This is a genomic window from Lacrimispora sp., assembly GCF_046972725.1.
GTDB lineage: Bacteria > Bacillota > Clostridia > Lachnospirales > Lachnospiraceae > Lacrimispora.
In genome coordinates this window covers 138910-152351 of sequence record NZ_JBKVXF010000008.1, presented here as the reverse complement: position 1 = coordinate 152351, position 13442 = coordinate 138910, and the positions used below count along the sequence as shown (strand labels likewise).

Annotated in this window: 11 protein-coding genes and 4 tRNA genes; 14 read left to right on the top strand and 1 reads right to left on the bottom strand. The window is 43.9% G+C overall.

Annotated elements, in window-relative coordinates:
• The first annotated feature begins 116 nt into the window (after positions 1-116).
• The 12 genes from ACLTWA_RS19695 to ACLTWA_RS19640 all read left to right on the top strand — a co-directional run bounded on the left by ACLTWA_RS19695 (position 117) and on the right by ACLTWA_RS19640 (position 9915).
• A tRNA-Val gene (locus tag ACLTWA_RS19695) sits at positions 117-189 on the top strand.
• A 23-nt stretch (positions 190-212) separates the two neighbouring features.
• A tRNA-Leu gene (locus ACLTWA_RS19690) sits at positions 213-298 on the top strand.
• A gap of 29 nt (positions 299-327) precedes the next feature.
• A tRNA-Arg gene (locus ACLTWA_RS19685) sits at positions 328-401 on the top strand.
• Positions 402-746: 345 nt separating this feature from the next.
• Positions 747-820 (top strand) — tRNA-Arg (locus tag ACLTWA_RS19680).
• A 326-nt stretch (positions 821-1146) separates the two neighbouring features.
• Positions 1147-1950 carry a serine hydrolase gene (locus ACLTWA_RS19675; RefSeq protein WP_412329612.1) on the top strand — a complete coding sequence of 268 codons (804 nt, stop codon included), beginning with the start codon at positions 1147-1149 and terminating at the stop codon, positions 1948-1950.
• Between the two features lie 285 nt (positions 1951-2235).
• Positions 2236-4167, top strand: a complete 1932-nt coding sequence (locus ACLTWA_RS19670; RefSeq protein WP_412329611.1) for a peptide ABC transporter substrate-binding protein — start codon at positions 2236-2238, stop codon at positions 4165-4167.
• 43 nt (positions 4168-4210) lie between these two features.
• A complete protein-coding gene (locus ACLTWA_RS19665) occupies positions 4211-5152 on the top strand; it encodes an ABC transporter permease (RefSeq protein ID WP_412329610.1) in 942 nt (313 codons plus the stop codon).
• On the top strand, positions 5149-6135 hold the full coding sequence (locus ACLTWA_RS19660) for an ABC transporter permease (RefSeq protein WP_412329609.1): 987 nt from the start codon (positions 5149-5151) through the stop codon (positions 6133-6135). Before ACLTWA_RS19665 ends, ACLTWA_RS19660 begins: the two co-directional genes overlap by 4 nt.
• 11 nt (positions 6136-6146) lie before the next feature.
• Positions 6147-7199 carry an ABC transporter ATP-binding protein gene (locus ACLTWA_RS19655; protein WP_412329608.1) on the top strand — a complete coding sequence of 351 codons (1053 nt, stop codon included), beginning with the start codon at positions 6147-6149 and terminating at the stop codon, positions 7197-7199.
• Positions 7199-8131, top strand: coding sequence for an ATP-binding cassette domain-containing protein (locus ACLTWA_RS19650; RefSeq protein WP_412329607.1), 933 nt, complete (start codon positions 7199-7201; stop codon positions 8129-8131). Before ACLTWA_RS19655 ends, ACLTWA_RS19650 begins: the two co-directional genes overlap by 1 nt.
• A gap of 21 nt (positions 8132-8152) precedes the next feature.
• Positions 8153-9043 carry a C40 family peptidase gene (locus ACLTWA_RS19645; RefSeq protein WP_412329606.1) on the top strand — a complete coding sequence of 297 codons (891 nt, stop codon included), beginning with the start codon at positions 8153-8155 and terminating at the stop codon, positions 9041-9043.
• Positions 9040-9915 carry a serine hydrolase gene (locus ACLTWA_RS19640; protein WP_412329605.1) on the top strand — a complete coding sequence of 292 codons (876 nt, stop codon included), beginning with the start codon at positions 9040-9042 and terminating at the stop codon, positions 9913-9915. The genes ACLTWA_RS19645 and ACLTWA_RS19640 overlap by 4 nt, the downstream gene beginning before the upstream one ends.
• 26 nt (positions 9916-9941) lie before the next feature.
• On the opposite strand, the gene ACLTWA_RS19635 is transcribed toward ACLTWA_RS19640, so the two are convergent.
• Complete coding sequence (locus ACLTWA_RS19635) at positions 9942-10613, bottom strand: YjjG family noncanonical pyrimidine nucleotidase (RefSeq protein ID WP_412329604.1); 672 nt, start codon at positions 10611-10613, stop codon at positions 9942-9944.
• 261 nt (positions 10614-10874) lie between these two features.
• Here ACLTWA_RS19635 and ACLTWA_RS19630 point away from each other — a divergent pair, with 261 nt between their 5' ends.
• Positions 10875-11618 carry a M48 family metallopeptidase gene (locus ACLTWA_RS19630; protein WP_412329603.1) on the top strand — a complete coding sequence of 248 codons (744 nt, stop codon included), beginning with the start codon at positions 10875-10877 and terminating at the stop codon, positions 11616-11618.
• A gap of 69 nt (positions 11619-11687) precedes the next feature.
• The gene (recJ, locus tag ACLTWA_RS19625; RefSeq protein ID WP_412329602.1) at positions 11688-13403 is read left to right on the top strand and encodes a single-stranded-DNA-specific exonuclease RecJ; all 1716 of its coding nucleotides are present in this window, start codon (positions 11688-11690) and stop codon (positions 13401-13403) included.
• Positions 13404-13442 lie beyond the last annotated feature (39 nt).

Below are 13442 nucleotides of genomic sequence, written 5' to 3'. Positions count from 1 at the left end.
AGAGCGCCGCCCTGTCACGGCGGAGGTCGTGGGTTCGAATCCCATCCGGGTCGTTCTGTACATAGGTACAGGTTTGTTTACCAGCTGGTAAGTTAGTCGCTTACTACAACAATTATGGGATCTTAGCTCAGCTGGGAGAGCATCTGCCTTACAAGCAGAGGGTCATAGGTTCGAGCCCTATAGGTCCCATTTCCATGAGCAATCATGAGAATGCCGGCGTGGCGGAACTGGCAGACGCACAGGACTTAAAATCCTGCGGGACTTACCTCCCGTACCGGTTCGATTCCGGTCGCCGGCATTTGCCTGATGAGGCAAATAAATGAATATGTGTGTGTAGCTCAGCTGGATAGAGCACTTGGCTACGGACCAAGGTGTCGGGAGTTCGAATCTTCTCACGCACGTACAAGGAACCAGCATTTCGTTGGTTCACGAAATAAAAGCATCCTGTTGCAGGGTGCTTTTTTCGTGTTATTTGTGATTTTTATTACGGTTATATAATTGTTTGAGTGAAGATCTTATTTCAGATTGTTCACTGATGGTATTTAATGTGATTAAGTAATACTTACAGGAACTAATGTTTCTATGACTATTAAGATATGGTGCGCAAGCAATACTTTTTAAGAAAAGGACAAACCTTTTGAGTAAGATGGTTTAAGATAGATCACTTCTTTATAAATCGTTTGAAAGGCAAATCACTACTTTACAAATAAGTCAATTGGGTGTATAGTAACTGGTGTATCATAACTGCGTTGGTAGCTCAGCTGGATAGAGCGTCTGGCTACGGACCAGAAGGTCGCGAGTTCGAATCTTGTCCGACGCATAAAAAGAACAGTTTTTTTGATTTTTATGAAAGCTGTTCTTTTTTTATGCTCATTTTTTAATTAAGAATATTAGGTGTGGAATTGTAATATAAAATAATAAATATAGAATATCATTTTATTTTAACAATAAATTGAATTTTTTGTTGAAAAATAGGATATGTGTGAAATTTGGCTTGATTTTTTCCCGAATTTTATTATACTAGACTTAGATTAAAATATTTCAAAATTCAGACACGATGAGGTAGCTGCAGACAATAGGTCCAGTGCCTCTTTTTTTTAATCTCAGGTTTTGAAAATAGGATTGATTGGAGGGGAGGGCTTAACCGTGGAGAGTGAAATTTTAAAAAGACTGGAACAGCTCACTGGACATATAAGCTTTTACTATGAGAATTTAGAAACGGGGGATGTGATCGGATATAAGGAAGAGGAGCCTTTGATGGCGGCCAGCGTGATTAAACTGTTTATCATGACGGCAATATTTGACAGGTTGGAGAGGGAAGATATTTGTAAAGAAAATAGTTATAAGAAAAGTTTTAGCGAACAAACAGTAATTTCTGTCAAACGGGAAGACTGTGTTCCCTCCTGTGGTGCTCTTACTTATCTTCATGACGGGATACTGGTAACAGTAATGGATCTTTTGACCTTAATGATCATTTTTAGTGACAATACCGCGACCAATGTTTTGATTGATATTCTTGGGATAGAAGAGATCAACAAGACGATTCAAAGACTGGGATTTGAAAAGACAATTTTACAGCGTAAAATGTTTGACCTGGAGAAATCCAACAGGGGGATTCAGAACTATATTACGGCAGGTGAAGTGGGGAGACTTTTGAAAATGATGTATAAGGGAAGTTTGATCAGCGGGAGGGCCAGTGAAAAAATGATATCGATTATGAAAAATCAACAGCTGGAAAGCAAAATCCCTTTTTATTTAAAGGCAATTCCCGATGGACCCGAAATCGCACATAAGACAGGAGAAGACAGGGGAATCAGTCATGATGTGGGAATTATTTATGGAAAGGAGCCCTTTATTGTATGTTTTTGCGGCAATGAGACGGACACTCCCCGGTTTGACCGGGTAATGGCGGATATTTCTTTGGAGTTATACCAGGAGGTTAATGGTTGAGTGTGTATTTTAATAGGATAATTATATATGGATGATTTTATTTCAGGATAGCCATGTTAGAAAAATGATGATAGTGTAAAGTTGCGTATAATAGAATCCGTTCTCTTTTCATTTTGAACCATGCTACTGATGCTGTGCAAATCACTGAATAAATGAAATTAACGGGCATTCCATTTCCATCGGACAGGGATTTGGAAGTAAAGTAACTGTTTATTAAGAGGACTCAAAGAGAAGCTGATGAAAGATATAAAACTTGACACTACCAAATAAAATGGAGGAAAAGAGATGAAAAAAGGCAGATTAGCGGCGGCTATGTTATGCGCAGGTTTGGGAATTTCTATTGTATTTAGTGGATGCGGTTCAAAAAGAGCAGGAGATAACGGGGCCAAAACGGAAGAAAATGGCTCCAGTGGGGCGGAAAGTGAAGGGCCTGCGGTGTATACGAAATTGTATGGAGCTGAGGCTTCGACTTTGAATTATCTGGTGTCCTCTTCGGAAGGTGATTATAAGATCGGTGCAAACTGTGTGGATACACTGGTGGAATATGACAGAAAGGGGCAGATTAAGCCAGGCTTGGCTACAGAGTGGACTTATGACGATGGAACCCTGACCTGGACTTTTAAGCTGAGAGAAGCCAAATGGGTGGATAATACCGGGGCAGAAGTAGCGGATGTTACGGCTCAGGATTTTGTTGATGCTATGAAGTATCAGTTGTCTCCGGAAAATGAAAGTGCAAATGTACAGAATCTTTTTGGTATTATTGCAAATGCGGAAAGTTATTACAACGGTCTTGTTTACAACGGAGGAGCAGATCAGGACGGAACGGTTTGGAATGCCATGGGCTTTTCAGAAGTAGGGATAAAGGCGGTGGATGAACATACGCTTACCTATACACTGGAAAAGGAAGTTCCTTATTTTCTTTCTTCCCTGGCTTATATTGTTTATATGCCTGCGTACGGGCCCCAGCTTGAGGAGCTTGGTAAGGATTTTGGTACTGGAGCGGATAAGATGTATTATAACGGTGCGTACTATCTGGAGGAATTTTCTCCTCAGGAGAAGCATGTGTTAAAAAAGAATCCGTCCAATTATGATGCGGCTTCTGTCTACATAGATGAAATTCAGGAGATATACAATGCGGAATATAATACCATTGGTCCGGAGATGGTGAAGCGGGGAGAGGTGGATTATGCGGAAATTTCTGCAGATATTCTTGATGACTGGCTGAATGGGGAAGATACTAAAAATCTTGTAAGCCGTGAAAGACCAAAGACCAGCTATTCTTATTTCTATTGCTTTAACTTCAATCCACAGTTTGATGCTCAGTATGAGCCGGAAAACTGGAAAAAGGCTGTGAATAATGAAAATTTCCGCAAGGCGTTATTTCACGGCTTAAATAAGACAAAGCAGGTGGCTGTCATGGAACCTTCCAATCCGGAGGATTTTGTGATTCAATCCATTACACCGCCGGATTTTACGTTTAATGCAGATGGGGCGGATTATACGACCGTTGGCGATATGGCAGCTTTGGGGAATACATTTGATGAGGCTAAGGCAAAGGAATACCGGGATCTGGCGAAGCAGGAACTGGCGGCAGGCGGAGTGACGTTCCCTGTGAAGGTTTTAATGCCATACAATCCTTCTGAGATTAACTGGGATAAGGAATGCCAGGTGGTGAAACAGCAGATGGAAAGTCTTCTTGGCAGCGATTTTATTGAAATTGTTGTAGAAGCAGGTCCGGCCGATGGTTTTTTAACAGAAGTACGCAGAAACGGAAAGTTTGCACTGATGAAATGCAACTGGGGGGCTGATTATGCGGATCCGGAAACCTGGACAGATCCATTTTACCAGGAGAAAGGAGAAAGCGGATATGCTCCGGGATATAAATATGGAAATATCGCAAAAGCCATTGAAGAGGGGACCCCTTCTGCAGATGCGGCAAAGGAGTATTTTGACCTGGTGGATGCAGCAAAAGAAATCAAGGTGGATATGAATGCCCGTTATGAGGCATTTGCAAAGGCGGAGGCCAGCCTTATTCATCATGCATTTGTTCTGCCTTACAGCATTTCAGTCAGTAAATATCTGGCAATCAAGCTGAATGTGTTTGAAGGGCAGTATGCGCCGTTTGGAGTGTCAAACCTGCGGTATAAGGGGCAGCATCTCCTGGATCATTATGTTTCCATGGATGAGTATAAGGCAAACCGGGAAGCAAATAAATAGTAGAAAGTGACTTTTATTTCATAACAAAGGAGACAGGAAGCTGATGGTAAAGTATTTAGGTAAAAGAATTGCACGTTCCTTTCTTACGCTGGCAATTATTTTAACGGTGGTGTTCTGCCTGCTTCGATTTATGCCAATTGAGGGATATTTCCAGAATTTTGATAAAATGACTCCCCAGCAGATACAGGTGGGGTTAAAGGAAATGGGACTTACAGATCCTCTTCCGATACAGATTCTGCATTTTTTCAATGATCTTTTGCATGGAGATCTGGGCGTATCAAGAATTTACCGTGCCAACGTTCCTGTCACTGATATTTTAGCAGATAAGTTACCGGTTTCCATAAAGCTTGGGGTTTGGTCCATGATTGTTTCCCTCCTTGTGGGGCTTCCTCTGGGAGCCCTGATGGCAAGATACCAGTACCGTTTCATCGACCGGATCGGGACGCTTTTTATTGTCTGCATCCAGGCGGTTCCGGCTGCTGTTTACTTTCTTTATATCCAGCTTTATGGAACCGGTATACTAAATGTAGGGCTTTTGTTTCAAATGGATGAACCTGAATACTGGATTCTTCCGGTTATCTCCATGTCACTTGGTAATATTGCATTCTATGGCATGTGGCTGAGACGCTATATGGTGGATGAGATGAATCGTGATTATGTAAAGCTGGCGAAAGCAAAGGGGATGTCGGAGGGAGGAATCATGTTTAAACATATTTTTCGGAATGCATTTGTTCCTCTGGTCCAATACATACCCACTGCATTTTTAAATACAGTCATTGGTTCCATTTATATTGAGTCTCTTTACAGCATTCCGGGAATGGGGGGACTTCTTGTTACGGTAATTAAAAAGCATGATAATGCCATGGTTCAGGGGATCGTGCTGCTCTATGCCTGTGTGGGAGTGTTAGGACTGCTGTTTGGGGATCTTTTGATGGTCATTCTGGATCCCAGAATCAGTTTGGGAAGGAAAGAAGGTGACAGATGATGAAGCAGTTTTCTTACCGCCATACAAAGGAAGCACAGATCATGGATCATATGGAAGAATCCGATCTGTTTTCCTTTGCAGAATTTAAAGAGGGGGAAGCGGAGAAAGCAGGGTACAGCAATTATTCTTATTGGAATAGTACGGTGCAGGCCTTTTTAAAGAACCGGGGAGCAGTGGTGCTTTTGGTTTTGCTCTTTCTTTTGCTGCTTTTCACATTTGTCCAGCCCTATCTGCCGGGGCAGTATGATCCCAACCAGATCATCAATGACAGCAGCGGAATGCAGTACCGGAATGTTCCGCCTGGAGATGAGTTTTTGCTGGGGACGAATTCCATCGGGCAGGATTTATGGGCAAGAATCTGGGCGGGAACCAGAACGTCTCTTTTGATCGGGCTTTCTGTAGCTTTGGCAGAAGCGCTTATCGGTATTACTATAGGTGTTATCTGGGGCTACGTGAGAAAAGCGGATGTTATGCTTACCGAGCTTTATAATATTATTGATAACATTCCGAATACCATAATACTTATATTGATCTCCTACATCTTAAAGCCAGGTGTTAAGACACTGGTTTTTGCCATGTGCCTGACTGGATGGATTCAGATGGCCAGGTTTATAAGAAATCAGATATTGATGATCAGGGACAGGGATTATAATGTTGCCAGCCGGTGTCTTGGTACGCCGGTCAGCCGGATCATCAGAAAGAACCTGCTTCCTTATCTGGTATCGGTCATCATGCTTCGTATGGCGCTCACCATTCCGGCAGCCATTGGAAATGAAGTCTTCATTACCTATATCGGGTTGGGACTTCCTGTGAATATTCCAAGTCTGGGAAATCTGATCAATGAAGGACGGGCACTGATTACCAGTGCGGCTTTGCGGTATCAGCTGGTTTATCCTACCATCATTCTTTCTTTTGTAACGATAGCATTTTATATCATCGGCAATGCCTTTTCTGATGCGGCTGATCCGAAAAATCACGTATAAGGAGGTAAGGTATGGACCGTGAAAAAATTTTAGAAGTTAAGGATCTGGATATCTGCTTTGATTTAAGAGGGAAAGTTCTCCATGCGGTACGGGGAATCTCACTGGATCTGTATAAGGGGGAAGTGCTGGCAATCGTGGGAGAGTCCGGAAGCGGAAAATCGGTATTTACCAAATCCTTTATGGGACTGCTGGAGAAAAATGGACGGGTGACCGGAGGAAGTGTTTTTTATTATGGGGCTGACGGTGAGAGGGAGCTGGAACTCACTGCCATGAACCGGGAAAGGGACTGGAGGAAAATCAGGGGGCATGAGATTGCCATGATCATGCAGGACCCTATGACCAGTTTAAATCCTCTGCGCACCATTGGAAGCCAGATCATGGAAGCAGTACTGCTTCACCAGAAGGTGGGGCGGATGGAGGCCATAAAACGGACTGTAAAATATTTAGAAGATGTGGGGATTCAGGAGCCGGAAAAAAGGTTTGAGCAGTATCCTCATGAATTTTCAGGCGGAATGCGCCAACGTGTGGTGATTGCCATCGCCATTGCCTGCAATCCTCAGATTTTGATATGTGATGAACCTACCACAGCTCTTGATGTGACGATTCAGGCACAGATTCTTGAGCTTTTAAAAGAACTGCGCCATAAATACAGGCTGTCGGTTATTTTGATCACCCATGATTTGGGCGTGGTGGCCAATATAGCTGACCGGGTGGCGGTTATGTATGCAGGTGATGTTGTGGAAATCGGCACAAGTGAGGAGATCTTTTACGATCCAAAGCATCCTTATACCTGGGCGCTTTTGTCCTCTCTTCCTCAGGCCGGACATAAGGGACATGAGCTTTTTTCGATTCCGGGAACACCTCCCAGCCTTTTTACCACCATAAAGGGCGATGCCTTTGCACCCCGCAATCCCAGGGCACTGAACATTGATTTTGTAAAACGTCCCCCTTACTTTGAGGTATCACCAACGCATAAGGCGAAAACCTGGCTGCTGGATCCCAGAGCGCCCAAGGTGTCTCTGCCGCCGGTGGTTGGGAAAATCAGAAAGGGAGGTCTGTTCTGATGGAACGGGAAGTATTATTGGAGGTAAAAGATCTTTCTGTGGTCTTTGGAGAACGCCGCAGGAAATATGAAGCGGTTAATAAGGTGAATTTTAAAATATACAAAGGGGAAACCTTTGGACTGGTAGGAGAATCTGGGTCTGGAAAAACCACCATTGGACGGGCGATTATGAGAATTGTAAAAACCTCAGGCGGAGAGATTTTTTATAAAGGAGAAAAGATCAATGGGGTTATTTCACGGAAGTTGGATCATAAAGTAATAAAGGAAATACAGATGATCTTTCAGGATCCCCAGGCGTCCTTAAATGAAAGGGCCAAGGTGAATGATATCATCAGTGAGGGCTTAATGAATCTGGAACCTGGTTTAAGGAAACGGGACAGGGAAAAGCGGGTGCAGCAGGCCCTTTGTGACGTAGGACTTTTGCCGGAATTTGCCGGACGTTTTCCCCATGAATTTTCAGGAGGGCAGAGGCAGCGGATCGGCATTGCAAGGGCTTTAATTATGAATCCGGATTTTATTATTGCAGACGAACCGATTTCTGCACTGGATGTTTCCGTGAGAGCCCAGGTCTTGAATCTGTTGACCAAAATGCAGAAAAAGCGGCAGATCACCTATCTTTTCATTGCCCACGATTTATCGGTCATGCGTTTTATTACTGACCGGATTGCAGTGATCCGAAAAGGGGAAATCGTAGAAATGGCTGAGACAGAGGAACTAATCGCCCATGCGCTCCATCCTTATACAAGAGCTCTGTTATCGGCGATTCCCATGCCGGACCCTAAACGGGAAAAACATAAAAAGCTGCTGGTTTATGATCCCTCTGTTCACGATTATTCAAAAGAAAAGCCGTTCTGGCAGGAGATCCGACCGGACCATTTTGTTCTTGCCAACAGGAAAGAAGCCGAGGAGTATAAGAAACTGTATGTAAGATAGAAAGGGCTGTGGGAGGGAGTAATGAACCTGTACGGAATCGTTCACAAACCGGTGGTCACCATATGGGAAAGACCGGAAGAAACCAAAAAAAACAGAGTGGAAGAAACGGTATCTGCCATTGCAGATGAGGCACTTTACGGAACAGGTCTGAAAATTACAGGAGATCTGGTACATGGATTTTATCCTGTCAGGACATTTTATGATTATCCCGGCTATGTAAAAAAGGAAGATTTAAAGCTTTGGGATCTGAAAAAATTACAGGCGTTTGAAGAGGGCAGGCTCATGGTCATGGACGGAAGATATACAGATATTCTGGCTCTTCCAAAGGTTCAGGGAAAGCGTTTGCTCAGTCTTCCCAAAGGTGCTTTGATAAAGGTGCTTGATATGGATTCTGAAAGGGAAGGCTGGGCCAGGGTCGGGCTTCTTTCCGGGCAGACCGGGTATGTGAGAAATCAGTATCTGAGGGAAAAGAAATTTTCCCAGAAAGGGCTGTGGACGGGGAATATGCCCCAGCGGGAAATTGTGGATGAGACTCAATTTCGTGATGAAGTGACGGAAACGGCTATGGGGTATCTTGGGACCCAGTACCGGTGGGGAGGAAAATCTACAGATGGAATCGATTGCTCAGGCCTTACATCGGAAAGCTACCTGCTAAATGGAATCATTATTTACCGGGATGCGAAAATAGAACCAGGCTTTCCGGTCCATGAAATTAATAAAGAGGCGATGCTGCCGGGAGATTTGATGTACTTTCCCGGCCACATTGCCATGTATCTGGGAAATGGCGCTTATATTCATGCCACAGGAAAAGCGGGGAGCAGTGGTGTGAGAATCAATAGCCTGAATCCGGAAGCCTGGGATTATAGGGCTGATTTAAAGGATAGCTGGTATGCGTCAGGAAGTATATTTTGACAGAAATTATTGAAACGGAGGAGATTATGGATTCCAGGCTTACTTTAGAGAAACGGATTGAAGCGGAGATCAAAAGCTACGATGGGAAGATGGGAATCTATCTGGATGATTTTCATGGAAATGTCATAGCAGTCCGGGCAGATGAAACGTTTGAAACGGCCAGTGCAATCAAAACCTTAATACTGGCTTGTTTGTTTGATGAAGTGGAGAAGAACAATGCTTCCCTGGAGGATATGGTGGAATACAAAGCAGAACATGCAGTGGAAGGAAGCGGTGTGCTTGAGGCTTTAGAGCCGGGGGCAATGCTTCGGGTCCGGGATGCGGCTGTTTTTATGATCATTGTCAGTGATAATATTGCCACCAACATGCTGATTGATTATCTGGGGCTTGATACCATCAACCGCTGCATCAAGGGGCTTGGCTGCAAGGATACGGTCCTTTATAACCCCATTCATTTTAATCAGTACCGCAGGCTGGGGACCAGTACACCGAGAGACTACGCAGGCATTTTTATCCGGCTGGCAAAGGGAGAGCTTATAAGTCCTGAGGCAGACCGGCAGATGCTTGATATTTTTAAGAAACAGCATTATAACAGCATGATCACAAAGGATTTTCCGCCGTATTTTATGGACAGTGACAATACGGATGATGTTCTGATTTCTGTGGCCTCCAAAAGCGGAAGTATGGACGGGTGCAGAAATGACGGGGGAGTCGTATTTACTCCATACGGACCTTATGTGATCGTGATGTTCCATAAAGATTTTTCCGATGCCATGTACTATCCGGGACATCCGGCGGCTGTGTTTGGTGCAAGGGTAAGCCGGATGATTTTAGACCAGTATCTGGCATTGGAAGGGAAATTTTATAAATAATAAAGGAGTGAACGGCAGCAGTCTGCTTATAAGGATAAGAGTTCTCTCAAATCACAGATGGTATGAGTGGCTTTGGAGGAAACGGTGCTGCCTTTTGGCGTGTACAGACAGGAGTCTATGCCGGAATTATAAGCACCCTCGATGTCTGATGTCAGACTGTCGCCTACCATAATGGCTTTTGATTTGTCAAAATTCCTGATATTTTCAAAGCAGTGGTCAAAAAAGCTTTTATGGGGTTTTTCATAACCGATTTCTTCTGAAATAAACATTCCGTCAAAGTACTGAAAAAGTCCTGCAGCTTCCAATCGCTTGATCTGGGTTATGTATACTCCGTTCGAGGCAGAGTATAATTTCTTCCCTTCCGATTTCAGACGGAAAAGCGTATCTTCTGCATGGGGCATCAAATCGCAGGATTCGTTAAGGTTACTCCGGTACCGGTTTTCCGCTTCCGCAGGATCAATGTCAAGCCCACAATATGCAAAAAATTCTTTAAATCGTCCGGTCAGGACGGTATCTTTATCTACTTTTCCCTGTTCCAGCAGATTCCAGAGATTCTTATTGATTTTTTTATAGCGATGAAATAACTCATCCTCATAAGTTATGTGATAGGAATCCAGCAATTTTTGAAAGCTGTGGATTTCTGCAGTATCAAAGTTAAGCAGTGTGTTATCAATATCCAGTAAATAAAACTGATACATGGGTCATTCCTCCGGAGTAATTAAATTTTTAAGTAATTATAGCATATACCTGATAGCGGAGACAACAGGAGAATGGGAATCAGGGCGGCGGCTGCGTAATTTGACGGTAAAAAAATATGTGATATAATACTTAAGGCAAGTATTGGATTTTTGAGCAGCATAAAAAACGCTTAAAAAAACGCAATAAGTTGCTTATTGCAGTAGGATATTTGAGCAGGAGTTGGCTTACATAAGGTCAGATTAAGGTTGTGGTGTAAAAATATGGAATCAGGAAGTATTGCTTTTTCCGATGGAAGCAGCTGCAGTTACGAGATCAAGGTTTCCAGGCGGAGTACAATGGCAATTCAGGTCACAAAAGAGGGGCAGGTTCTGGTAAAGCTGCCTTACTGCGTATTGATGGAAGAAGGGCATAAATTTGCTCTGGCAAATAGAGACTGGATTTACAGGCAATTATGCATCATACAGTCAAGGCTTAGAGAAAAACAAGGGTTTCATTGGAGCGATGGGGGGACTGTCTTTCTTTATGGAAAGAGTATGAGCCTGCTTGTAAGAACCGATTCTGGGAAAAAGGGATATTCCATTGCAGAATCCAGAGAAGAAATCACTGTGACAGGACCATTTCATGAAAAAATGGAGCAGGAACGGGAGTCAGAAGTAAAAAAAGCCATGAAACTCTGGTACCGTAAAAAGGCGAGAGTCTATGTGGAAGAAAAGACTGCCTGGTGGGCATCACGCATGAAGGTAACGTATGAAAGGATTTCCATCAGGGACCAGGCGACCCGCTGGGGAAGCTGCAGCACCAGGGGAAATCTGAATTTTAACTGGCGGCTCGTGCTGCTTCCGGCAGACCTTGCAGATTACGTAGTGGTTCATGAACTGGCCCACCGGATGCATATGAACCATTCCAGACAATTCTGGAATGTGGTTGGAAGTGTGATGCCGGATTACATGGAAAGAAAAAAAGCGCTGAAACTCTGGGCAGAGAAACTGGATTTGATTTACTGAATCCCAGAGCATCAACAAGACAGATAAGGAAAGGCCGGTGCAGACCGGCTGACAGGGAGAGAAAGAAACATGGCAGCAGAAAGATGGATGCTACAGACGAAACGTGCTGATTTTGAAGAAATAGCCAGATGTCATCACATATCACCGGTTACGGCAAGGATCATTCGCAACCGGGATGTTATAGGACATGATTCTGTGGAAAAATATCTTCATGGAGGCTTAGAGGATCTATACAGTCCCCACCTGTTGAAAGATATGGACGCGGCGGTCGGGATTCTTATAGAAAAGATCAGGCAGTCAAAGCCCATAAGAATCGTAGGGGACTATGATATTGACGGGGTATGTTCCACCTATCTTTTATACCGGGCACTGCAGGAAGTGGGTGCTGTTGCAGATTATGAGATTCCGGACCGCATAAAGGATGGGTATGGAATCAACGAATCCATAATCCGGGCAGCGTCAGCAGATGGCATTGATACCATATTGACCTGTGACAATGGAATTGCTGCCACGGCTCAGATCCGGCTGGCAAAAGAACTGGGGCTTACGGTGCTGGTAACAGATCATCATGATATTATGAAGGAGAACGGAGAGGAAATACTTCCTCCGGCAGATGCCATAATCAATCCAAAGCAAACGGAGTGCTCCTATCCTTATCCGGAGATCTGCGGCGGTCTGGTGGCTTATAAGCTGGTAGAGGCACTTTACGAAGCCTGTTCCGTCCCAAAAGATAAATGGCTTGAAATGCTTGAATTTGCAGCCATTGCGACGGTGGGTGATGTGATGAAGCTGCAGGATGAGAACCGGATCATCGTAAAAGAAGGATTAAAGAGGATTGGAAAGACCAAAAGCCTTGGCCTCCGAAAGCTCATTGAAAAAAATAATCTGGATAAAGATGAGATCACTGCTTACCAGATTGGATTTGTAATCGGTCCATGCTTAAATGCGGGAGGGCGCCTTCAGACAGCCAAATTGGCCCTTTCCCTGCTTCTTAGCAGGGATGAGGAAGAAGCGGACCGTATGGCACTGGAACTAAAGGAACTCAATGACCAGCGCAAGACCATGACAAAACAGGGAACGGAAGAAGCGGTTGAACAGGTAGATAAGCTTTATAGGGAAGACAAGGTGCTGGTGGTATATTTGCCGGATTGTCATGAATCCCTGGCTGGAATCATTGCAGGAAGACTTAGGGAACATTATCAGAAGCCGGCATTTGTATTGACCGATGGGGAGGAGAATGTGAAAGGTTCGGGCCGTTCCATTGAGAGCTATCATATGTTTGATGCATTAGTTGGGGTAAAGGATCTGCTGTTAAAATTCGGAGGGCACCCGATGGCAGCAGGCTTGTCCCTGAAAAAAGAGAATGTGGAAGAATTCCGCAGATGCCTGAATGAACAGGCAGCACTTGGAGAAGAGGATTTCATCCGCAACGTATGGATCGATGTTCCCATGCCTCTGGAATACATAAGTGAGCCGTTAATCGAAGAACTGAATTTACTGGAACCTTTTGGACAGGGGAATGAAAAACCGTTGTTTGCACAGAAGAATTTATCCATACGGAGTGTCAGGGTGCTTGGTAAGAACAGGAATGCGGTAAAGTTCTCCCTTGCCACAGAAAAAGGCATGCCCATGGATGCCTTGCTTTTTACAGACGGAGATGCCTTTATGGAGGAATTGGGAAGCAGCCGGACGCTTGATGTGATTTATTATCCTGCGGTCAACGAATATAATGGGAATAAGTCTTTGCAGATCATAATAAAAAATTATAAGATATCAAAGGAATGACAGAAAGCCTTGACATATTAAAAAAGACGCTATATAATC

Excerpts from the sequence above, each read along its gene's own strand:
- ACLTWA_RS19670 (WP_412329611.1), top strand. The coding sequence starts at position 2,236 with ATGAAAAAAGGCAGATTAGCGGCGGCTATGTTATGCGCAGGTTTGGGA.
- ACLTWA_RS19665 (WP_412329610.1), top strand. The coding sequence starts at position 4,211 with ATGGTAAAGTATTTAGGTAAAAGAATTGCACGTTCCTTTCTTACGCTG.
- ACLTWA_RS19660 (WP_412329609.1), top strand. The coding sequence starts at position 5,149 with ATGATGAAGCAGTTTTCTTACCGCCATACAAAGGAAGCACAGATCATG.
- ACLTWA_RS19655 (WP_412329608.1), top strand. The coding sequence starts at position 6,147 with ATGGACCGTGAAAAAATTTTAGAAGTTAAGGATCTGGATATCTGCTTT.
- ACLTWA_RS19650 (WP_412329607.1), top strand. The coding sequence starts at position 7,199 with ATGGAACGGGAAGTATTATTGGAGGTAAAAGATCTTTCTGTGGTCTTT.
- ACLTWA_RS19645 (WP_412329606.1), top strand. The coding sequence starts at position 8,153 with ATGAACCTGTACGGAATCGTTCACAAACCGGTGGTCACCATATGGGAA.
- ACLTWA_RS19635 (WP_412329604.1), bottom strand. The coding sequence starts at position 10,613 with ATGTATCAGTTTTATTTACTGGATATTGATAACACACTGCTTAACTTT.
- ACLTWA_RS19630 (WP_412329603.1), top strand. The coding sequence starts at position 10,875 with ATGGAATCAGGAAGTATTGCTTTTTCCGATGGAAGCAGCTGCAGTTAC.
- recJ (WP_412329602.1), top strand. The coding sequence starts at position 11,688 with ATGGCAGCAGAAAGATGGATGCTACAGACGAAACGTGCTGATTTTGAA.